We start from the raw sequence: 21,341 nt of genomic DNA on the forward strand, positions 1-21,341 counted from the left end.
GATGGAACGGGGACCGATTCTTATTCTTACAGGCGATTATGGTTCAGGCCATGTTCAAGCTGCGGGAGCACTTCGCAATGCGATAAAGGCCGCTCATCCGGAGCTTGCTACGATGGTCGTCGACTATATGGTGCAGGCACATCCGCTTATGCATCCGCTGAGTAAATACATGTATTTGAACGGTGTGCAATCGTTTCCCCGTGCTTATGGGTACTTATATAGTAAGACGCGCGGACAGAACCGTTTGTCCAGCAGTCTTAAATTTATGCATGGATTCGGCTTAGGCAAATTTCTCGCTATGCTCGAACGGGTCAAGCCATCGGCTATCATCTCGACGTTTCCGCTTGCGGCTGGCGCTGCTTCGTTTATGAAGGTGAACGGATACTGTCACGTGCCGATCATTACGGTCATTACAGATTTTACGGATCACAGCTATTGGCTTCATCCGCAGACTGATCTGTATATCGTCGGTTCCCAGGAAGTGGCGCACCGCTTAACGAAGGTGGGCGTTGATTCAAGCCGTATCGCGGTTACGGGTATTCCGATTCGTCCTGAATACAGCCGTTCCTATGACAAACAGGCGATTCGTGCTGAGCTTGGACTGCGAAGCGACCTGCCGACGCTGCTGGTCATGGGCGGCGGAGACGGGCTCATGGGGCAGGAAGTGACCGAGTCGTTGTGCAGCTGGGTGCAGAGCCACGAGCGTCCGGATTTGCAGATGATCATCGTTTGCGGGCATAATGAGAAATTGAGGCAGCAACTATTGAAGCTGCGGGAGGATTCCTATGTGCCGCTTGTCGTCACAGGGTTTACGGACCGGATTCCGGAGCTCATGGCGGCTTCGGACATTCTGATCACGAAGTCAGGCGGGCTAACCTCGTCTGAAGCGCTAGCATCGGGACTGCCGATGCTCATCTACAAACCGCTGCCTGGACAGGAGATCGACAACGCGAACTTCCTGAGCCACTCCGGCGCAGCCCTTCACTTGTCGAGCCTCGATCAGCTGAAGCGGGCTGTTCGTGTTCTGCTGAAGAACAATTCGCATCTAGAGACGATGCGCCGCCAAGCGCTTCGTGTCAGCAAGCCTTACGCTGCCGAATCGGCAGCTCATATCGCAGCAGCACTTGTCTATAAGACGAACAAAAAAACCGTATAGAGGGAGCAGTGTCCTTATGAAATATCGGAGACTTGGCAAGACAGAGCTGAACGTATCGGTAATCGGTATCGGAACTTGGCAATTCGGAGGCGAATGGGGCCAAGATTATTCGCAGGATGAAGCAGATGCGATTCTTGACCGCGCAGCCGAGCTGGGCATCAACTTGATCGACACGGCGGAATGCTACGGCGATCACCTGTCGGAATCGTTCATCGGCGATTATCTTGCGCGTCGGAAGCGGGAGGACTGGATCGTCGCGACGAAGTTCGGCCATCACTTCCATGAGCGTTTCTCGCGTACGGATAAATTCGCGCCGGAGGATGTCGTGCATCAGCTTGACGCTTCGCTGAAAGCGCTCAAGACGGACTACATAGATCTCTATCAATTCCACTCGGGTCCGGATGCCGTATTCGATAACGATGATCTCTGGACAGTGCTCGATAAGCAGGTGCGAGCGGGCAAAATCAGACATCTCGGCACATCGATCGGCAGCAACCGCAATATTCATCAAGTGGATGCGTCGACGAAGGTTGGCTCGCAAGTGATCCAAGTGGTGTACAACCGTCTGGATCAAGCGCCTGAGGAGGAAGTATTCCCATCCTCTATCCGTCAGGATCTTGGCGTATTGGCTCGTGTTCCGCTTGCAAGCGGCTATCTCAGCGGTAAGTATAAGCCAGGCGCTGTGTTCGACACAACGGATGTGCGTCACCGCCACGACCGCGAGAGCACGCAGCTCAAGCTGCAGGAAGTGGAGCGTATCGCGAAGGAAGAAGTGCCGCAAGGCGTCGATATGGCGGCATGGGCGCTTGCATGGTGTTTGAAGCATCCAGCCGTAACGGCTGTTATTCCTGGCTGCAAAAATCCGGCGCAAGTAGACTCCAACGCGAGCGTCGTATCGCTCCTCGAAGATGGTCATCCGCAAGATGTGAAGCAATAATCAACATGCAAGGGGCTGCTTGATGTGAAGCTGAATGGCTTCCATCTTGCAGCCCCTTTGTCAGAGGACGGCAAAACCGGTTTCACTTACATAAAATAATAATTGAAGTGCTACCCGTCCAGATGGTACGTTTATAGTTGATTATCGTTTTATGCGAAGGGCTCTGGGAGGTTGTCACATTATGCTTAGACTGCGCCGAACAATCTGCTTCAGTGCATGTATGCTACTCATTCAATTATGTTGTTTTGCGCCGCCTTCGCATGCGGAAGGGCAAGGGCTATCCAAAGATGAGCCGAAGATTGCTTCTGAATCAGCTGTACTTATGGATGCCAAGACTGGGACCGTTCTGTTCGCGCAGAACGCGGAGAAGGAACAATTCCCAGCGAGTATTACGAAGATTGTAACTGGCATCATAGCCTTGGAGAATGAAAGCGTTTTATCCGATATTGTGACCGTCTCGAAGGAAGCTCGCGGCGAAGACGGCACTCGTGTTTACCTGGCTGAAGGCGAGCAGGTGACGCTGGAGAAGCTGCTGTATGGGATGCTGATGAATTCAGGCAATGATGCGGCGACCGCGATTGCTGAATATATTGATGGTACAAAGGCTAAGTTCGCGGAGCGGATGAATGCTTTTGTAAAAGAGAAGGTTGGTGCGGAGCATACGTTCTTCGTCAACCCGAGCGGCTTGCCCGACAAGGCGCAAGTAACGACGGCGCTCGATATGGCCAATATCGCGCGGTATGCGATGCAGAACGAGAAGTTTAGGCAGATCGTCGGTACGAAGCGCTTGCCGTGGGTTGGCAAGGAATGGACATCCACGCTCATCAATCATAATGAGCTGTTGAAGGATTATGAAGGTGCGACAGGGATTAAGAATGGATATACCGAAGCGGCCGGTTTCACACTTGTTGCTTCTGCCAAGCGGAATGGCATGGAGCTGATCGGCGTGCTGTTGAAGTCGCCTTCCAAAAATGCGGTGTACGACGATATGCGCCATTTGCTCGACTATGGATTTGCGAATTTTCAGCTTCAGCAGGTGGTAAGCGCGAATCAAGCTTATCCGTTTATGAGCGAGGAGCCTCCACATTTCATCGCGCGAGAGCCGATGTGGGCGGTGCTGCGTCAAGGCGATATTCCGAGCGTTGGCGTGACGGCGAGCGGAGATGTGATGGTTACCAGCACGATTGGAACGGTTAAGGCAGGTACGATGGAGCCGGTGAAACCGACCATCGATTCAGTAATTGCCGAGTCTCCAGAAACGGCAGCAGTCATCGCTGCTGCAGCTGGCGCTGAGCAAGCCGAGAAGGCCGCGGAGCCGACGCGAGGTCAGAAGCTGTCGATTTTCTTCGTATGGATGGGCTTGCTTGCCTATTTGGCGATTCTCGCTTATATTCGATTGAAGCGTCAGAAGCAGGAGCGCTGGCGCGGGTTATAAGATCGATTTTCAAATCTTAACAAAGAGGTAATTTGGTGTCCGGTGGCGTATATATTACATGTAACCGTATCCAAAACGAGGAGATGGACGCGATGAGATTAGTGGTAGAACAGTCGGCTGCACGCTGGTACATGAGAGAGATGGAATTAACTAGTGGCGATCATTTGCGGATTTTCGTTCGGTTAGGTGGCAGCGGCAGTGTTCAACCTGGCTACTCGCTCGGAGTGATGAAGGATACGCCTCGAAATCCAGGCCTTCATCAGGTTGTGGAAGGGATTACGTTCTACATGGAAGATGATAATTTGTGGTTCCTGGATGAGAAAGACTTGTATCTGCGGTTTAACGATCATGAAGACGATATTTTGATGGAAATCGGATAACAAGGACAAGGCAACTTCAACGAAGAGGGATTTGAGCTGTACGATGCGAATGCTGGCTATTGCACGGCTACGAAGGAAGTGAAGCCGATCTCGGTCGAGCGGATGGATGATCTGCTTGGCTCGCTTGTGGATGCTGGTGTGGAGCTTCGCGTGACGCCGGGATTGAAGCAGCTTCGAGATGCGGTTGTGGATTCGACGGTAGGCTTTTCCATGATACGGATGAAGAATGCGATGCTTTCTTAAGAATGTAAGGGCAGGCTGCTGAGGCTTGCCCTTCTGTTATAATGCAGGCTATAATGATTCATCAACGATTACAGGGCGTGAGTACGATGGATTTCAAGAAATATAAGACATTCCAGGTGGTCGCCGATACGCTGAACTTGACGCGGGCAGCCGACATGCTTGGGTATACGCAGCCTACCATCACGCTTCAGCTCCAGTCGCTCGAGAGCGAACTTGGCGTGACGCTGCTTGACCGGGTAGGGAAGAAGACGTATCTGACTCCCGCAGGCAAAGTGGTGAAACAATATGTGGATCAGATCTTTGCGCTTTCGGATGAGATGGAGACGGAGCTGCGGAAGCTGGAAGACCCGCATGGTTTGCTTACCGTGGCAGCCCCTGAATTTTATTGCACGCAATATTTATCGCTCATCATCCATTCCTACATTTCGGAAAATCCGAAAGTGAAGCTGCAGCTGTTCTCCTGCGACAGCAACGATGCGATGAAGAAGGTCGCCGTTGGGGAAGCGGATCTCGCCATCATCGCAGGTCCGTGTAATTCGCCGCAAATGGAAACGATGCCGCTCGGCAAGGAGGATCTTGTGCTCGTGACGACTCGCGAGCTGTTCGAGCAGCATGACACGCGGGAGCTCTTGGCGTCGTATCCGTTCATCACTTATAAGACCGGCTCCAACATTCAACGGCTCGTGAACGAATGCTTGCAGGAGTACGGCATTACGCCGGACAAGTACATCGAATGCGTGTCCGATGAGACGATCAAGCGGACCGTGATGTACCATACCGGCACGGCGCTGCTTGGCTCAGCGCTCGTCGAGGAGGAGCTGCGCAAAGGCACGCTCGCCGAGATCCACCGTTTCCCCGGCAAAATCGAAACAAACATGGTCATCCTCAAGAAGCGGGCCGATGAGCAGAATATCCGTTCCTTCTCCGAAATCGTGCAGCGAATTTGGAAGGAATGGGGTTGAAGGATTCGTATTGGTGTTAGTTTTAGAGCGAAGGTTTAGTTTTAAGTTTTAGGCAGAAGCCTCCAGTTCTCGTATGTGTGCGGGGAGTGGAGGTTTTTTGCGCATCCTGCAAATAGGACGCGTGGAGGCTATGTTGGGGGGGACCGATTTACGATATGAGTCGGATAATCCGACTCTCAGTCCAAGAAAGGCTGCATTTTCAAATCTGAGAGACGGATAATCCGACTCTCAGTTCAAGAACAGTTGGGATTTCTCTCCGAGAGACGGATAATCCGATTCTCAGAGCCTGAATTATGGCGAAAATGAGGTTTGGATATGGTGAGAGACGGAAAACCCGACTCTCAGTCCAAGAAAAGCTGTGATTTCTCTCCGAGAGTCGGAAAATCCGACTCTCGGACCCTGGAGTATGAAGAAAAAGTCTCTCTCAGTACGCCAAACTAACCCACGAATGTGTTTTCCGCTGCTCGAAAGCGGGAAAAGCCTCTTTCAAGTGACGATGTAACTAATCCGGGTTCCAGATGCCGAACCATTTCCCCCCCCCCTTGGAAGCATAAGCCCTTTCAATTGTTATCATTGATTTATTTAATTTTTTCGTGAAAAAGGGCTATGTTACAATACATGTACACGAGAAGATGGAAGGAGTGCTGCTCATGAACGCGGTGAAGAATAACAACATTTCCATTATTGGTGTACCGCTGCAATACGGCGCAGACCGCAAAGGTGTCGATCTCGGACCGGATGCAATCCGCGGCGCGAACTTGCATGAACGATTGAAAGCGCTTGGCTTTAACATAGATGATCTAGGCGATTTGGGCGTACAACGCATGATGACTGTGCCTCAAGAAGGCGAGAAGCTGAAGCATCTCAGCGAAATTAAGCGAGTGAATGAAGAGCTGTGCGACCGAGTCGCCGGCGAGATGGGCAAAGGCCACTTCCCGCTCGTACTGGGCGGTGACCATAGCATTGCAATCGGAACGATCAAAGGCGTGCTGCAGCACGTGAAGCGTCTCGGCGTCATTTGGTTTGATGCCCATACGGACGTGAACACGCATGAGACCACGCACTCTGGCAACATCCATGGCATGTCGCTCGCAGCGGTGCTCGGATATGGGCATCCCGATCTGGTCGGCATTGGAGGGGCAGAGAACAAGCTTAATCCGGAAAATGTCGTCATTATCGGCGCGCGCTCGATTGATCCAGGTGAGCGTACCTTCCTGAAGGAGAAGGGCATTCGCGTCTTCACGATGCATGACATCGACAAGTGCGGCATGAAGCAAGTGATGGAGGAAGCGATCGAGATCGTCACGAACGGCACGGATGGCGTCCATCTCAGCCTCGATCTAGACGGCATGGACCCAGGCGTGGCGCCAGGCGTGGGTACCCCGGTAAACGGCGGCATGTCGTATCGGGAGAGCCATTTTGCGATGGAAATGCTGTTTGAACGTGATATTCTCGTCTCCGCGGAGTTCGTGGAAGTGAACCCGATGCTCGATCAGCACAACATGACGGCGATCACGGCTGTCGAATTGATCGGCTCTGTTTTTGGCGAACGTATCCTGTAAGCGCATAGAATACAGGAGATTAGTATAGAGGAGAGTGGCAGAATGGAAACGGCAACTAGCCGCATTATTGAACAAACGGAGCGTTTCGGCGCGCATAATTATCATCCACTGCCCATTGTTATTTCGAAGGCTGAAGGGGTATGGGTGGAGGACCCGGAAGGCAACAAATTCATGGATATGCTGAGTGCGTACTCCGCGCTTAACCACGGGCATCGCCATCCGCGCATCATCGCAGCGCTGAAGGAGCAAGCGGACAAAGTGACGCTCACGTCGCGCGCGTTCCATAACGACCAGCTCGGCGAGTTCTATGAGAAACTGACGAAGATAACGGGCAAAAGTATGATTTTGCCGATGAACACAGGTGCGGAAGCAGTAGAAACCGCACTCAAGGCGGTTCGCCGCTGGGCATACAGCGTGAAGCAGGTGCCGGAGAATCAAGCGGAAATTATCGTATGCGAAGGCAACTTCCACGGACGAACGATTACGGTCACTTCGTTCTCATCCTCGGATGAATACAAACAAGGCTTCGGACCATTTACACCAGGCTTCCGGATCATCCCTTACGGCGACATTGATGCGCTCAAAGCTGCGATCACGCCGAACACGGCTGCCTTCCTGGTCGAGCCAATACAAGGGGAAGCAGGCATCGTCATGCCGCCCGAAGGGTTCTTGAAAGAAGCAGCTGAGCTCTGTAAATCGAATAACGTACTGTTCGTAGCGGATGAAATCCAGACTGGCTTCGGCCGTACGGGCAAAATGTTCGCGAGCGACTGGGAAGCTGTCACTCCGGATATGTACATCATGGGTAAAGCATTAGGCGGCGGCGTGTTCCCGATCTCGGCTGTCGCGGCGAATGAAGACATTCTCGGCGTGTTCAGTCCCGGCTCCCACGGCTCCACGTTCGGAGGCAATCCGCTCGGCTGCGCGGTTGCTATTGCGGCGCTCGACGTGCTGGAGGACGAAGAACTGGTGAAGCAATCGAACGAGCTTGGGAACTATTTTATCGAGCAGCTGCGCCAAATCAACAGTCCGGTGATCAAGGAAATTCGCGGCCGCGGCTTGTTTATCGGCGTGGAGTTACACGGTGAAGCACGTCCCTATTGCGAGAAGCTGAAAGAACTTGGTATTCTATGCAAAGAAACGCATGAGACGACCATTCGCTTCGCGCCTCCGCTTACGATCACGAAGGAGCAGCTGGATTGGGCGATCTTACGCATTAAACAGCTTTTCTAAGGAGAGGACGGTGCAGATCATGACAGAATCGACGAACACAGCAGACCGCACGATGAAGCTAAGCTTAATTCAGGTGCCTTTCGGCCTTGGAGCCGGCCGTCCGGGGACGGAAGAAGGACCGGAGAGCATGATGCAGATCGGCCTTATGCGGCAGCTCCGCAAAACCGCTTACGAAGTGGCAAGCGAGCATAAAGTGAAAGTAGCTGCTCATCCTGCAGCAGGAGCTGGCGAGCAAGGCAGTCTCAAGTATCTCGCTGAAGTGAAAGAGATGGGTAAGCTCGTTGCTGAGCAAGTGTCGGAGGAAGCAAGCAAAGGCCATCTTCCCCTTGTGCTTGGCGGCGACCATAGTGTGACGATAGGCGTGCTAGCCGGAATGGCTGCGCAAGCAGGGAAGCTCGGCGTAATTTACTTTGATGCGCATCCGGGCTTGCAGACGGAAGAGACGAACAAGGCAGGAAGAATCGGCAGCATGTCGCTTGCAGTTGCGCTTGGTCAGGCAAAGCTGAAGCTGTCTGAACTGAATCGTGATGTGATCGAAGATGCGATCAACAAAGCAAACGTGGTTCTGATCGGCGTTCGCGATGTCGAGCCGGAAGAGCGCGCACTGATCTTGGGTGAAGGCATTACCGTGTTCACGATGCATGAGATCGACCGTATGGGCATCGAGAAAGTGATCTCGAAAGCGGTAGAAATCGCCGGTAATGGCACCGATGGCATTCATGTCAGCTTCTCCGCGGACTGCCTCGATCCGATCGAAGCACCTGGTGTTGATATACAGGTTCCGGGCGGACTGACTTACCGCGAAGCGCATTTTGCATGTGAGCTGCTGGCGGAGACTGGACTCATTCGTTCCATCGACGTGGTGGAAGTGAATTCCAAGCTTGATGAGAGCAGACGCACTGCTCGTCTTGCGATTGGACTTATTGCATCGCTGCTGGGCAAACGGATTCTCTAGCATGTAAGAAAAAAAGCCGTTACGGTGCAGATCCCGCGTTTCTCGCGAGGTCATCACCGGTAACGGCTTTTTAATGGACTTTGAGTTGGGTTGAATCAAGTTGAGTTGAATCGAATTGAATTGAATTGAGTTGAGTTGAGTTGAGTTTAACTCTACTCTAATCCGTATTCTTTCATCTTGTTATAAAGGGTACCACGGGATACACCAAGCATCTTCGCTGCAGCACTTTTGTTGCCGGCAGTCTTTGATAGCGCATCGTTAATGAGCGACAGCTCATCACCTTCATTCGAAGCCGCTGTGCGAAGTCGGTTCTCGAATCCGGCGCCAGTTGCCGCGAAGAAGGAATCGGCATCATTCGATTGCTGCGGCACTAAGCTCGGCTGCTTCGCTTGCAGAATCGGCGGCAGATGCTCCAGTGTAATGGTGTCGTCATCGCACAGGATCACACAACGCTCCAGCACATTGCGCAGCTCGAGAATATTGCCCGGCCAGCTGTAATTCGAGAATGCGAGCATCACTTCCGGCGAAAGGGAAGAGAGCGGCTTCTGATATTGCAGCGAGAACTGCTTCAAGTACATCTGAATCATCGCCGGGATATCTTCGATTCGCTCGCGCAGCGGCGGGATCGAGATCGAGACGACATTAAGCGCGTAATAGAGGTCGGCGCGGAACGTGCCTTTCTCCACTTTGGCCGCGAGGTCTTGCGTCGATGCTGCAATGATGCGCGTGCGCAGCTCAATCGGCTTACTGCCTCCAGAGCGCACGATCGTCTGCTGCGACAAATAATGATACAGCTTCGCTTGAAGCTCGAGTGACAGCCTGTCGATCTCATTCAAGAACAGTGTGCCGTCCTTCGCGAGCTCCAGCTTGCCAGCTTGTCCGGATTCGCTGCCGGTGAAAGCGCCGCCCTGGAAGCCGAACAGCTCGGTCTCCAGCAAGCCCATCGGCATGATGCCGCAGTTAACGGAGAGGAACAGCTGCTCCGCCCGCGGGCTGGAGTTGTGAATGATTTGCGCCAGCTGCTCTTTGCCGACGCCGGATTCGCCAATAAGGAGAACAGGGGTGTCAGCAGCTGCAACTTTGCGCGCCCATTGAATGACGCGGAAGATGGCAGGACCTTTGCCTTTTACAATCGAGAACAGGTCCGTATTCGCCGCACGATGCTGATGCGCGTACGTGTGAGCGCTCGTCAGCTGTTCATTCAGCTTCACCAGCTGCGTGATGTCTTGCTCAGCAGCGATGCCGCCGATAATTGTTCCTTCCGCATCGCGAACAGGGGACGCATTAATCAGAACATGCGTATCCGAGCGCGGGCGGTGATACGTATTGCGAATGAGTCTGCCTTCGTCGAGAATTTTGAGCACCATTAGCGTTTCTTTCTCAAAATGTTCCCCGATTCTACGGCCAAGTATGTCCGCCTTCGGCAAATGATAAATGTCCTCCGCAACCGGATTCCAGCAAATAACCTCGCCGCTCCGATCCACGACTGTGACTGCTTCTGTAACAGTCTCCGCTAATGACCGGAAATAGGCTGACCAACGCTGCTGTTCTTTCATACTGTAGCTTAATAAGGCATGTAGCGGCACATAACCCAGTATCTCGCTGTCATTATCGTCTGTAACAACTAATGGACGATCGTTAATCATTTGTTCCCCGGTTTGAAGATCCGCAGAAATGCGGCACTTGCTTGAACTGAAAGGGAGCTCCCGAAGTGCCGGAGCAGCCGCATCATTGCGATTGGGCAGGCAGCGTTCAATAAGGACGCGTTCTTCAGATTGAATTAGAATGGCGCGATCACTTGCAGAACCGTCCGCAATTTCAATGATGACTGCGGAATGCTTAGTGAGCGCATCGATTACTTGCGCAATGCTAACGTCAGAAGGAAGCAGAATGAAATTGGTGTTCAAGTAGTGCTGTTCAATTTTGAACATAGATGTCCTCTCCACTTGAGTGATTTGCACTAAATTTACCATACACATAACGGTTAGATCAATCGTGTCAGATGAACAATTGAACAGTGTATAAATGTCCAAACAGGTGGATAAACATGAATTTTGAACACACACTGTTCAAAAACGCTGTCATATTGTATAATCCAAATAGACAAATTGAACAACATTGTACAACTCCACGGGGGAATCGAGCATGGAAATGATGCTACGCAACATGTTTCAAGCGCTGGGCAAGAGCCGGTCAGCGAACCGACTTGCCAAGAAATACGGCCTGCGCTTTGGCGCAGCACGTTTCGTTGCAGGCGAGACGATTAAACAATCGATCGACGCCGTTCGCAAATTGAATGAGGATGGCCGCGTCGCAACGCTGGACCATCTCGGTGAATTTGTATTTAGTGAAGCGGAAGCAGCGGAGTCCGCTGATATGTGCATTCAGACGCTTGATGCGATCGCAAGCTCAGGCGTGCAATCCAACCTGTCGCTGAAGATGACGTCGCTTGGACTTGATATTAGCAGAGACCTTTGCGTCAGCAATATGAAGCGCATCCTGAACCGGGCAAGAATGCACAACAACTTCGTGCGTATCGACATGGAAGACTACGCGCACTGCCAAGTCTCGCTGGATATTTACCGCGAGCTTCGCCAAGAGTTCGATAATGTCGGTATCGTTATTCAAGCTTATTTATTCAGAACAGAGCAAGATATTGCCGATCTGAACGAGCTGAACGCGAACCTTCGGCTCGTGAAAGGCGCTTATAAGGAGTCGCCTGAGGTTGCTTTTCCCGAGAAGAAAGACGTGGATGACAACCTGAAGAAGATTATCAAACAGCATTTATTAAACGGCAATTATACAGCAGTCGCTTCCCACGACGAAGCGATCATTAATTACACGAAGACGCTTGTGAACGAGCATGGCATCGCGAAGGATCGCTTCGAGTTCCAGATGCTGTACGGGATCTGCGAGGATCTCCAGAAGCAGCTCTCGCAAGAAGGCTACAAAGTACGCGTGTATGTACCTTATGGCGTGGACTGGTTCGGTTATTTCATGCGCCGCCTGGCGGAGCGTCCGGCCAACGTATGGTTCGTGCTGAAGAACATGTTTAAATAATAAACCGGGTAAACGGAGAGGAGCCTTACTATGACTACAACTTACACAGAAGTAAAACCATATGCAAATGAGCCGTTCACGAATTTCGCTCTCGAAGAGAACAAGCAAGCGCTGCAAGCCGCAATTGCGAAAGTAAAGTCGGAGCTTGGCCGTAACTATCCGCTTACAATCGGCGGCAACAAGATCGAGACGGAAGCAAAAATCACATCGATCAATCCAGGTAACATTGACGAAGTTGTCGGTTCTGTAAGCAAAGCGGATCAACAGCTGGCTGAACAAGCGATGCAAGCCGCACTCGCAACGTTTGAAACGTGGAAGAAGGTTCCTGCTCGCGAGCGTGCTGAATACTTGTTCCAAGCAGCGAAGCTGATGCGTGAACGCAAGCATGAATTCTCCGCACTCATGATGGTCGAATCCGGCAAGAACTACGTAGAAGCTGACGTGGATACAGCTGAAGCGATCGACTTCCTCGAGTTCTATGCACGTGAAGCGATCCGACTGAGCAAAGTGGATCAGACATTGCCGCTTACGAAGATTCCGGGCGAAGACAATAAAGTGACGTACATTCCACTGGGCGTTGGCGTTATTATTCCACCGTGGAACTTCCCGCTCGCAATCTGTGTCGGCATGACAGCTGCAGCAGTTGTTTCGGGTAACACGGTACTCTTGAAGCCGGCATCGACAACTCCGGTTATCGCACATAAATTTATGGCTCTTATGGAAGAAGTGGGCTTGCCCGCCGGCGTAATCAACTTCATTCCAGGCAGCGGCGCAGAAGTAGGCGACTACCTGACGACGCATCCGAAGACACGTTTCATCAGCTTCACTGGCTCGAAGGAAGTTGGTCTTCGCATCAACAAGCTTGCGGCAGATACGGTTCCGGGCCAAATCTGGATCAAGCGCGTCATTGCAGAGATGGGCGGTAAAGACGGTATCGTCGTGGACGAAACGGCAGATCTGGAAGCAGCTGCAGCGGCAATTGTCGCATCGGCATTCGGTTTCCAAGGTCAGAAGTGCTCCGCCGGCTCCCGCGCGATCATCGTTGAGTCGGTTTACGATCAAGTTGCTGAGCGTGTCGTTGAATTGACGAAGCTACTGCAAGTCGGACCGCAAGAAGAGAACTTCGCGGCAGGTCCGGTAATCGACAAGACGTCGTATGAGCGGATTCTGAACTATATCGAGGTTGGCAAGCAAGAAGGTACGCTGCTTGTTGGCGGCGACAAAGCAGAAGGCAACGGCTACTATATTCAGCCAACTGTCTTCGGTGATGTGAGCGGCAAGGCGCGTATCATGCAGGAAGAGATCTTCGGACCTGTATTGGCACTGGCAAAAGCGAAGGATTGGCAAGAAGCGATCGCGATGTACAACGATACAGAGTTCGGCCTGACGGGTTCGTACTTCTCGACAGACGAAGCGCGCATCGCAGAAGCGCTTGAGACTGTACACTGCGGCAACCTTTACATCAACCGTAAGTGCACAGGCGCACTTGTAGGCGTGCATCCGTTCGGCGGCTTCAACATGTCCGGTACGGACTCCAAAGCCGGGGGCTACGACTACCTGCTTCTCTTCACACAAGCGAAACTGACTTCCCGCAAAATGTAATGAGCTTTGCGGCCCTCTACCCAGCTGGTTAGAGGGCCTTCTCTATGCCAAAGTAGCAGTCGCAGCAGCAAGGTTTTCCATAAACCCAAGGGGGATATCAGGATGCTTAACGTCAAAGAAAAAGAAAATGTCGATGTACTCGCAAGAACGCAGCAAGTGATTGAAACGGCTCTAACTAAGCTCGGATATGACAGCGCTTACTACGAGCTGTTGAAGGAGCCGCTGCGACTTTTGACTGTCCGTATCCCTGTTAAGATGGACGATGGCAAGGTGAAGGTGTTCACTGGCTATCGCGCACAACATAATGATGCTGTCGGCCCGACTAAAGGCGGCGTTCGGTTCCATCCGGACGTTACGGAGGAGGAAGTAAAGGCGCTCTCGATGTGGATGAGCATCAAGTGCGGCTTGACGAATCTGCCATACGGCGGAGGAAAAGGCGGCATTCAGTGCGATCCGCGCACAATGTCTTTTGGCGAATTGGAGCGTCTGAGCCGTGGTTATGTACGAGCAATCAGCCAGCTCGTTGGTCCAACGAAAGACATTCCCGCGCCAGACGTGTTCACGAATGCGCAAATTATGGCTTGGATGATGGACGAGTACAGCCGTATCCGCGAATTCGACTCGCCGGGCTTCATTACAGGCAAGCCGCTCGTGCTTGGCGGTTCGATCGGCCGCGAATCGTCGACGGCGCAAGGCGTGAGCATCGTGCTGCATGAAGCTGCCGCTGTTCTTGGCATCCCGATTCAAGGCGCGCGCGTTATTATTCAAGGCTTCGGCAATGCAGGCAGCTATTTGGCCAAGTTCCTTCACGATGCAGGCGCGAACGTGGTTGGCATCTCGGATGCCGCAGGCGCGCTGTACAATCCGAATGGCCTCGACATTGACCATTTGATGGATCGCAGAGATTCGTTCGGCTGCGTGACGAACCTATTTCCGAACCGAATTACAAATCAGGAATTATTGATCCAAGATTGCGATATCCTAATTCCAGCGGCTATCGAGAACCAAATTACCGAAGACAATGCCTATTTGATCAAAGCGAAGCTGCTGGTCGAAGCGGCGAATGGCCCGACGACACAGGCGGCGACCGAGATTTTGACCAAACGGGGCATTATGATTGTACCTGACGTGCTTGCAAGCGCAGGCGGCGTCGTGGTGTCGTACTTCGAGTGGGTACAGAACAATCAGGGGTTCTATTGGACCGAAGAAGAAGTGAACACGCGGCTCAAGAAGATTCTCGTCGACGCGTTCAATAACGTGTATCATACTTCGCTCGAGAAGAAGACAGACATGCGTTTGTCTGCATATATGGTAGGACTTAAGCGCACAGCTGAAGCTGTGAAATGGCGGGGGTGGGTCTAAAATGGCAAAAACAAGCATTATCTTTCGACTAGAGCTGGATCATAAGAAGGTGACCTTCGCGGATGTAGCGGCGACGCTAAGCAAGACAGGAGGAGACATCACGTCCATTGACGTGATTCGTCCAGGTCATGAAACTTCTACGCGTGACATCACGGTGGATCTGCCGGATAAGAACGAAGCGGCGACGGTTGAAGCGCTGCGTAATCTGGATGGCGTGACTGTCATTAACGTCTCGGACCGGACGTTCCTTGTTCACTTGGGCGGCAAAATCACGATCCAGCCGACGCTGCCGATCAAGAACCGCGACGATCTCTCCAAAGTGTACACGCCTGGCGTGGCCAAGGTTTGTGCGGCGATTGCGGAAAATCCGAACAAGGCTTATTCGCTCACGATTAAGCGGAACACCGTAGCTGTCGTATCGGATGGCACAGCAGTGCTCGGTCTGGGCGATATCGGTCCGCATGCAGCGGCGCCAGTGATGGAAGGGAAGGCGATGTTGTTCAAGCAGCTAGCCGGCGTAGACGCATTCCCGATCTGTCTGGATACGAAGGATACGGAGGAAATTATCCGCACGATCAAAGCGATGAGCCCGATCTTCGGCGGCATTAACCTCGAGGATATTGCTTCTCCGCGCTGCTTCGAGATCGAGACGAGGCTCGCTGATGAGCTGGACATCCCTGTGTTCCATGACGATCAGCATGGTACGGCGGTGGTTGTTATCGCAGGCTTGCTCAATGCGCTGAAGGTAGTAGGCAAGCGGATGGAGAACATTCGCGTCGTTGTGAACGGCATCGGTGCAGCAGGGGTTTCGATCTGTAAAATGCTGCTGCAAGCCGGCGTGAAGCGGCTCGTGCCGGTTGACCGTGACGGCGCAATTGTCCGCGGCGGCAAGTATGATCATCATCCGATGTGGCAGTGGCTTGCGGATCAGCCTCAGGTTGAGGCGAACGAATGTGACTTGAAGTCGGTTATCGAAGGTGCGGACGTCTTCATTGGTGTCTCACGCGGCCGATTGTTGAATGGGGACGATGTGAAGAAGATGGCACCAGGCAGCATCGTATTCGCGATGGCGAACCCGGAGCCGGAGATTTCGCCGGAAGAAGCGCTGCCGCATGTTGCCGTATTCGCGACCGGCCGCAGTGATTATCCGAACCAAATCAACAACGTGCTCGTGTTCCCTGGGTTGTTCCGCGGAGCGCTAGACTGCCGTGCGCGGCGTATCAACGAGCCGATGAAGATGGCGGCTGCCCGCGCTATTGCTTCAGTCGTTTCCGGGAGCGAGCTGAATGCGGATTACATAATCCCGAGCATATTCAACGATCAAGTCGTCGCGAATGTACGCAAGGCGGTCATTGAAGCGGCGATCTTGACGAACGTCGCGCGCAGAACGCCGCCGGAGTTCCGTTAATAGTCGTTAAAAGTAACATGCCGCTGTTAACTGAAACAGCGGCTTTTTTGTGTTTAGTCATTTGGAAAATAACGGTCCTAGGAAATTCGAAGTGGTAAGGAGCGAATAACGCACGCTATAATGATAGGCAGAGAGGGGCGTGCGGGAGTGACATACAGTTTAGATATTAGATTCAAACCGCTTTACGAAGTCATCAGCAGCTTGCATGCCTATATTTGCAAGAAATCGCATAAGAAATTGGATTTGACGGAAACATGGCCTAAGCAGGCAAGACAGAGGTTTACGCCTGAGTTAGTGGAAATACTAGATAGTTTGAGCATCGACGGGGATTGGAAGCTTACCTATCTGCTCGTTTTTTTATGCCCGAATGAAGATGCTGCCGGATTTGCCGAGTGGCTCAGAGGACTGACGGCAGGTGCATTGTATGAATTGATGTCGCCATACGGCAATCAATTTCCCGCGAATATGACCGTGTTTCGTGATCGGACTGCGAAATTGTTCGAGCTTTGGGACAAGCAATATTTTCAGCATATCGATACGGCACTCATCAATCGGCTGGACGAAGACGTGCGTATTCGCAAGCAAGCGCTTCCTTCGTTGGACCCGGCTCAATTCGTGGACGAGACATCGAACGGGTTATACTTTGAGCCGGTAAAAGGACTTGAGAAGCTGGTGCTCATGCCTCAATATCACTTTCAACCGTTCAACGTCGTTCATCATTACGGAAGCTTAACGGTCTGTCATTATGCCGCAAGAATTGATATGGACGAAGATGACTTTCTGTCGACGCATGAGTATCGCATGATTCGCAGCGTGGCGGAACGGAGCCGGCTCAAAATATTGCGGTTTCTGCACAAAGGACCGCGCTCGTTTATTGAGATTGTTCGCCATCTGGAGCTCTCGAAAGGCATTACTCACGACCATATTGCAAAGCTGCGGCATGCCGGCATGTTGACCGCTCATTTCGAAGGCGAGACGCTAACGGTATACAGCTTACGAATCGGCGCGTTGGCTCAGATGTACGGCAAGCTGATGGAATATATCGAGAGAGCCGAATAGCTATACCGAGAAACTTATAAAAGAATTAAGCCATTTTCACATCGTTCTTGACGGTGCGGAAATGGTTTTTTTATGATTTGCGACAGGGAGCGAGGGGTTGGGTTTCCAAACTTTCCGAATAATTCTTTTCTTAAAGAAATATTTATATAGTTCTCTATTTACAGAACTGATACACAGTCCTATAATAAGGGCATCAACAATGTTGAGTAATTCAATCGGAATTATAAAATATTGATTAGATCCATTTATTTCGGGAGGTTGTTCAAAGATGAAGAAAAGAGTCGTTACATTATCCACCGCTATACTTGTTTGCGCGATCTTGTTGACTGCTTGCGGCAGCAATAGCAACAATGCAGGAACAGCAAATAATGGAGCGCCTAGCACGAACCAGGCTGCTCCGAGCAATACGGCGTCTAACGCGGGCACGACACCGGCAGCAGATGCGAATGGACTGTACCAAGCAAGCGATATGTCTAAGCTACCGGATACGGCGAAGAATCGCACGGACACGATCATCGTTGGGTTGACCGATCCAAGCGGAGCATTCACCCCTTATTTCCAACAAAGCGGTTATGACGGCAACGTTTCGTCGCTGCTCTATACGCCGCTTCTGAGCGTGGATAATAAAGGGCTTCCGATTCCGGGATTAGCCGAGAAATGGGATGTTTCGGCAGATAACCTGACTTACACCTATCACTTGCGCAAGGACTTGAAATTCAGCGACGGATCGCCGCTTACTGCTGATGACGTCGCTTTCACATGGACGATCCTTCACGATAAGTCGTATGACGGCGATTCCCAAGTAAGCACGCTGCACGTAGTAGGCGGCGAGGACTATAAAGCTGGCAAAGCTACGAGCATCTCGGGTATTAAGGTCATTGATCCGCAGACTATCTCGGTTACGCTCGAACAGCCTAACGCAAGCGCTCTGACTCTGCTAGGATCCGATGTACTATCCAAGGCTTACTACGGCAAGGAGTATAAACAGGGTCAGCTGGACTACATGAAGAAGCTTAGCAGCAGTCCGCTCGGCAATGGTCCGTATAAGCTGGAGAAATTTATTCCGGGACAAGAAGTACGGATGATCGCAAACGAGAATTATTTTGGCGGCAAGCCTAAGACGGAGCACTTTATCTATAAGACTTCTGATGGAGACACATGGCAGTACTTGGAGACTGGCGAAGTCGACTACGCTTCGTTCAGCGCAACGAAAGAAAACATCGATAAGCTCAAGGAGCTTGGTTTCGTGAATGTTCAGGCTTATACGCCGAGCAACTACGGCTATCTTCAAGTGAACCTTGCGCACCCGGCGCTTAAAGACAAATTAGTCCGCCAAGCGCTAACGTACGGGTTAGACCGCCAAAGCATCTATGTGGAAGCTAGCCAAGGCGCCTACCAGGTTGCCAATATCCCATCGTCGCTGATTTCATGGGCATACACGGAGGAGGGCATTAATCCGTACAAATACGATCCGGAGAAAGCGAAGCAGCTTCTGGATCAAGCGGGATGGAAAGTCGGCGCAGACGGCATTCGCGAGAAAGACGGCAAGAAACTGACGATTCACTATCTCGGTTCCAAGAAGCCGGATACGGATGTGTTCATCGCCGTAGCTAAGGAAGATTACGAAGCGCTTGGCATTAAATTCGAGCCGGAGGTCTTTGCGGACTTCAACGCACTCGTTTCCAAGGTCGAAGGCGGGGACTATGATCTCGTTTCTTTCTCGACATCGCTGTTGACCGACCCTGCGGACGGATTGCTCCAATTCGTCGATGGCGAGATTGCCGGCTATGATAATCCGAAATTCAAAGAGCTATATGCAAAAGGTTTGGCTACTTCGAACATCGACGAGCGCAAGGAAATCTACAAACAGATCTTCCAGCTGTTGAATGACGATTTGCCTGTCATCTTCACCAGCTACAAGAAGAGCGTGTATGCCTATAACGGACGCATTCAAAACTTAAGCATCAGCCCATTCAACGGTCTGGCTCCAAGCTTGCCGAATTGGACGCTGAGCAAATAAGGTATTATGAATCGCGATTCCCTGTCCTGTTGCGGACAGGGAATTGCAGATTAAGGAGTCGATTATGAGCACGTACATTACGAAGCGGATCTTATATATGATCATCATTTTGTTCGCGGCTTCCTTCTTGATTTTCTGCCTGTATGCCTTGACGCCAGGTGACTTCATCACGGGGAACATCAAGCTCACGCCGGAACGCAAAGCGGAGCTTCGAGAAATATATGGATTGAACAAGCCTGTAATCGAGCGGTATTGGACGTGGATGAAGAACGCTTTCCACGGCGACTTCGGCTACTCGCTGGCTCAGCAGAAGCCAGTTCTGACGCTATTCAACCAATACATCTGGAACTCGTTCCTGCTTGCGATTATCTCCACGTTCCTGACGTGGTTCATTGCGGTTGTTGTCGGCGTGTTCGTCGCCTACAAACAATATTCTTGGATCGATACTTTTGTAATGTTGTTTCTCTTCGCGGCGATGTCTATTCCGTCCTTCTTCATCGGGCTTTTCCTGATCAAAATACTCGCTGTTGACTGGAAGTGGCTTCCTCCGGGCGGTATGCTTACGACGGGGAGCAACGCGACGGGGCTCGCTTATGTCAAGGAAGTCATTCACCATATGACACTGCCGGTTATCGTGATGACATTGCTCGGCGTCGGATCGCTTACGAGGTACTTCCGAAGCAACATGATCGATGTCATCAAGCAGGATTACATCCGCACGGCTCGCGCCAAAGGACTTAAGGAACGCAAGGTGCTGTTCACGCACGCATTGCGAAATGCCTTGCTGCCTGCCATCACGCTGGTAGGCTTCGAGCTTCCGGCCCTGTTCGGCGGATCGCTCATTATCGAGAAAATTTTCAATTGGCCGGGGATCGGTCAGCTTTATATGCAGTCTTTCACGCTGCGGGATTATCCGCTTCTAATGGGATTTACCATGTTTATCGCGATATTGACCGTCATCGGCACGCTGCTCTCGGACATTCTGTACCGAGTCGCCGATCCACGGGTCCGATTGTAGGAGGTCAAGAGAATGTCAACGATTCACGCAGAAGAAGCGGGAGCCGCCAAGGCAGTGCCGGTTAGAACTGCGCCACACGCTTCAATGTGGCGGCAGTCGCTCCGGCGGTTATTGAAGAACAAGCTGGCTATGCTCGGATTCGCCGTCGTGGCGTTCATGTTCGCAGCCTGTTTCATCGGCCCGCTGTTCTCGCCGTATACGGATAATAAGATTAATATGGCGGTTATGAATAATGCGCCTAGCCTTAAGCACTGGCTCGGCACGGACGCTCTTGGTCGGGATGTGCTGGCGCGTGTACTGCTGGCTGGACGAATTTCATTAACAGTCGGTTTGGCGTCCATGGTGCTGTCGGTCTTCGTCGGCACATTGTTAGGCGTAATCGCCGGCTATTACCGCGGAGTCGTCGATCAGCTCGTCATGCGGCTTGCGGATTTGCTGCTGACCATCCCGAGCTTGCCGCTGCTATTCATCTTCGGGGCACTGCTGTCGGAATGGAAGGTGCCGACCGATTACAGGATGTATATCGTAATGCTGATGCTAAGCATCGTCGGCTGGCCGGGGCTTGCCCGGATGGTTCGGGGCCAAATGCTGAGCTTGCGAGAGCGGGAATATATGCAGGCCACCGTTGTACTTGGGCTACGCGACCGCCGCAAACTATTCAATCATCTGCTGCCGAACCTGGTACCGCTTATTATCGTCATCGCTACATTCAATATCGGCGGTGCCATTCTCAGCGAGTCGGTGCTTAGTTACTTCGGTCTCGGCGTTATGGCGCCGACGCCTACATGGGGCAACATGATCGACGCGGCGAACAATATGATCGACTTTCAAGATCATCCGTGGCTTTGGATTCCGCCGGGATTCTCGATTTTCGCGACGGTCATCGCCATTAATATATTCGGAGACGGCTTGCGGGACGTACTGGATCCCAAGCAAAAAAGGTAGGTGC

The 21,341-nt window shown here is 51.9% G+C and carries 17 protein-coding genes and 1 pseudogene; 17 read left to right on the forward strand and 1 reads right to left on the reverse strand.

Annotation, left to right across the window (positions count from 1 at the left end; genetic code table 11):
- The first annotated feature begins 1 nt into the window (after position 1).
- The 9 genes and pseudogenes from A8990_RS16385 to rocF (A8990_RS16420) all read left to right on the forward strand — a co-directional run bounded on the left by A8990_RS16385 (position 2) and on the right by rocF (A8990_RS16420) (position 8,863).
- Positions 2–1,156 carry an MGDG synthase family glycosyltransferase gene (locus A8990_RS16385; RefSeq protein ID WP_116190126.1) on the forward strand — a complete coding sequence of 385 codons (1,155 nt, stop codon included), beginning with the start codon at positions 2–4 and terminating at the stop codon, positions 1,154–1,156.
- 16 nt (positions 1,157–1,172) lie between these two features.
- The gene (locus tag A8990_RS16390; RefSeq protein ID WP_116190127.1) at positions 1,173–2,093 is read left to right on the forward strand and encodes an aldo/keto reductase; all 921 of its coding nucleotides are present in this window, start codon (positions 1,173–1,175) and stop codon (positions 2,091–2,093) included.
- A gap of 181 nt (positions 2,094–2,274) precedes the next feature.
- Positions 2,275–3,528 carry a D-alanyl-D-alanine carboxypeptidase family protein gene (locus A8990_RS16395; protein WP_245996058.1) on the forward strand — a complete coding sequence of 418 codons (1,254 nt, stop codon included), beginning with the start codon at positions 2,275–2,277 and terminating at the stop codon, positions 3,526–3,528.
- A gap of 92 nt (positions 3,529–3,620) precedes the next feature.
- Positions 3,621–3,908 (forward strand): HesB/YadR/YfhF family protein, encoded by a 288-nt coding sequence (locus A8990_RS16400; RefSeq protein WP_116190128.1) that lies wholly within the window; start codon positions 3,621–3,623, stop codon positions 3,906–3,908.
- A 24-nt stretch (positions 3,909–3,932) separates the two neighbouring features.
- Positions 3,933–4,151 (forward strand): annotated as a pseudogene (locus tag A8990_RS31580) (DUF6886 family protein); the annotation flags it as partial.
- A gap of 86 nt (positions 4,152–4,237) precedes the next feature.
- Complete coding sequence (locus tag A8990_RS16405) at positions 4,238–5,113, forward strand: LysR family transcriptional regulator (protein WP_116190209.1); 876 nt, start codon at positions 4,238–4,240, stop codon at positions 5,111–5,113.
- Between the two features lie 650 nt (positions 5,114–5,763).
- A complete protein-coding gene (gene rocF, locus A8990_RS16410; protein ID WP_116190129.1) occupies positions 5,764–6,675 on the forward strand; it encodes an arginase in 912 nt (303 codons plus the stop codon).
- A 42-nt stretch (positions 6,676–6,717) separates the two neighbouring features.
- Positions 6,718–7,908, forward strand: coding sequence for an ornithine--oxo-acid transaminase (locus A8990_RS16415; RefSeq protein WP_116190130.1), 1,191 nt, complete (start codon positions 6,718–6,720; stop codon positions 7,906–7,908).
- A 19-nt stretch (positions 7,909–7,927) separates the two neighbouring features.
- Entirely contained in the window at positions 7,928–8,863 is a 936-nt protein-coding gene (gene rocF / locus A8990_RS16420) for an arginase (RefSeq protein WP_116190210.1), read from the forward strand.
- A gap of 152 nt (positions 8,864–9,015) precedes the next feature.
- Here rocF (A8990_RS16420) and A8990_RS16425 read toward each other — a convergent pair whose 3' ends face one another.
- Positions 9,016–10,794 (reverse strand): sigma-54 interaction domain-containing protein, encoded by a 1,779-nt coding sequence (locus tag A8990_RS16425; protein WP_116190131.1) that lies wholly within the window; start codon positions 10,792–10,794, stop codon positions 9,016–9,018.
- 214 nt (positions 10,795–11,008) lie between these two features.
- Between A8990_RS16425 and A8990_RS16430 the strand changes: the two genes are divergently transcribed.
- The 8 genes from A8990_RS16430 (at position 11,009) to opp4C (ending at position 21,337) form a co-directional block, all read left to right on the forward strand.
- Positions 11,009–11,923, forward strand: coding sequence for a proline dehydrogenase family protein (locus A8990_RS16430; RefSeq protein ID WP_116190132.1), 915 nt, complete (start codon positions 11,009–11,011; stop codon positions 11,921–11,923).
- 30 nt (positions 11,924–11,953) lie between these two features.
- Positions 11,954–13,525 carry an L-glutamate gamma-semialdehyde dehydrogenase gene (pruA, locus tag A8990_RS16435; protein WP_116190133.1) on the forward strand — a complete coding sequence of 524 codons (1,572 nt, stop codon included), beginning with the start codon at positions 11,954–11,956 and terminating at the stop codon, positions 13,523–13,525.
- A 102-nt stretch (positions 13,526–13,627) separates the two neighbouring features.
- A complete protein-coding gene (locus tag A8990_RS16440; RefSeq protein WP_116190134.1) occupies positions 13,628–14,887 on the forward strand; it encodes a Glu/Leu/Phe/Val family dehydrogenase in 1,260 nt (419 codons plus the stop codon).
- 1 nt (position 14,888) lies between these two features.
- Positions 14,889–16,295 (forward strand): NAD-dependent malic enzyme, encoded by a 1,407-nt coding sequence (locus tag A8990_RS16445; RefSeq protein WP_116190135.1) that lies wholly within the window; start codon positions 14,889–14,891, stop codon positions 16,293–16,295.
- 147 nt (positions 16,296–16,442) lie between these two features.
- Entirely contained in the window at positions 16,443–17,354 is a 912-nt protein-coding gene (locus A8990_RS16450) for an ArsR/SmtB family transcription factor (RefSeq protein WP_116190136.1), read from the forward strand.
- Positions 17,355–17,622: 268 nt separating this feature from the next.
- Complete coding sequence (locus tag A8990_RS16455; RefSeq protein WP_116190137.1) at positions 17,623–19,374, forward strand: ABC transporter substrate-binding protein; 1,752 nt, start codon at positions 17,623–17,625, stop codon at positions 19,372–19,374.
- 64 nt (positions 19,375–19,438) lie between these two features.
- Complete coding sequence (locus tag A8990_RS16460; RefSeq protein ID WP_116190138.1) at positions 19,439–20,392, forward strand: ABC transporter permease; 954 nt, start codon at positions 19,439–19,441, stop codon at positions 20,390–20,392.
- A gap of 12 nt (positions 20,393–20,404) precedes the next feature.
- A complete protein-coding gene (opp4C, locus tag A8990_RS16465) occupies positions 20,405–21,337 on the forward strand; it encodes an oligopeptide ABC transporter permease (protein ID WP_116190139.1) in 933 nt (310 codons plus the stop codon).
- Positions 21,338–21,341: the final 4 nt, after the last annotated feature.

The organism is Paenibacillus taihuensis, assembly GCF_003386535.1.
Classification (GTDB): domain Bacteria; phylum Bacillota; class Bacilli; order Paenibacillales; family Paenibacillaceae; genus Paenibacillus_Z; species Paenibacillus_Z taihuensis.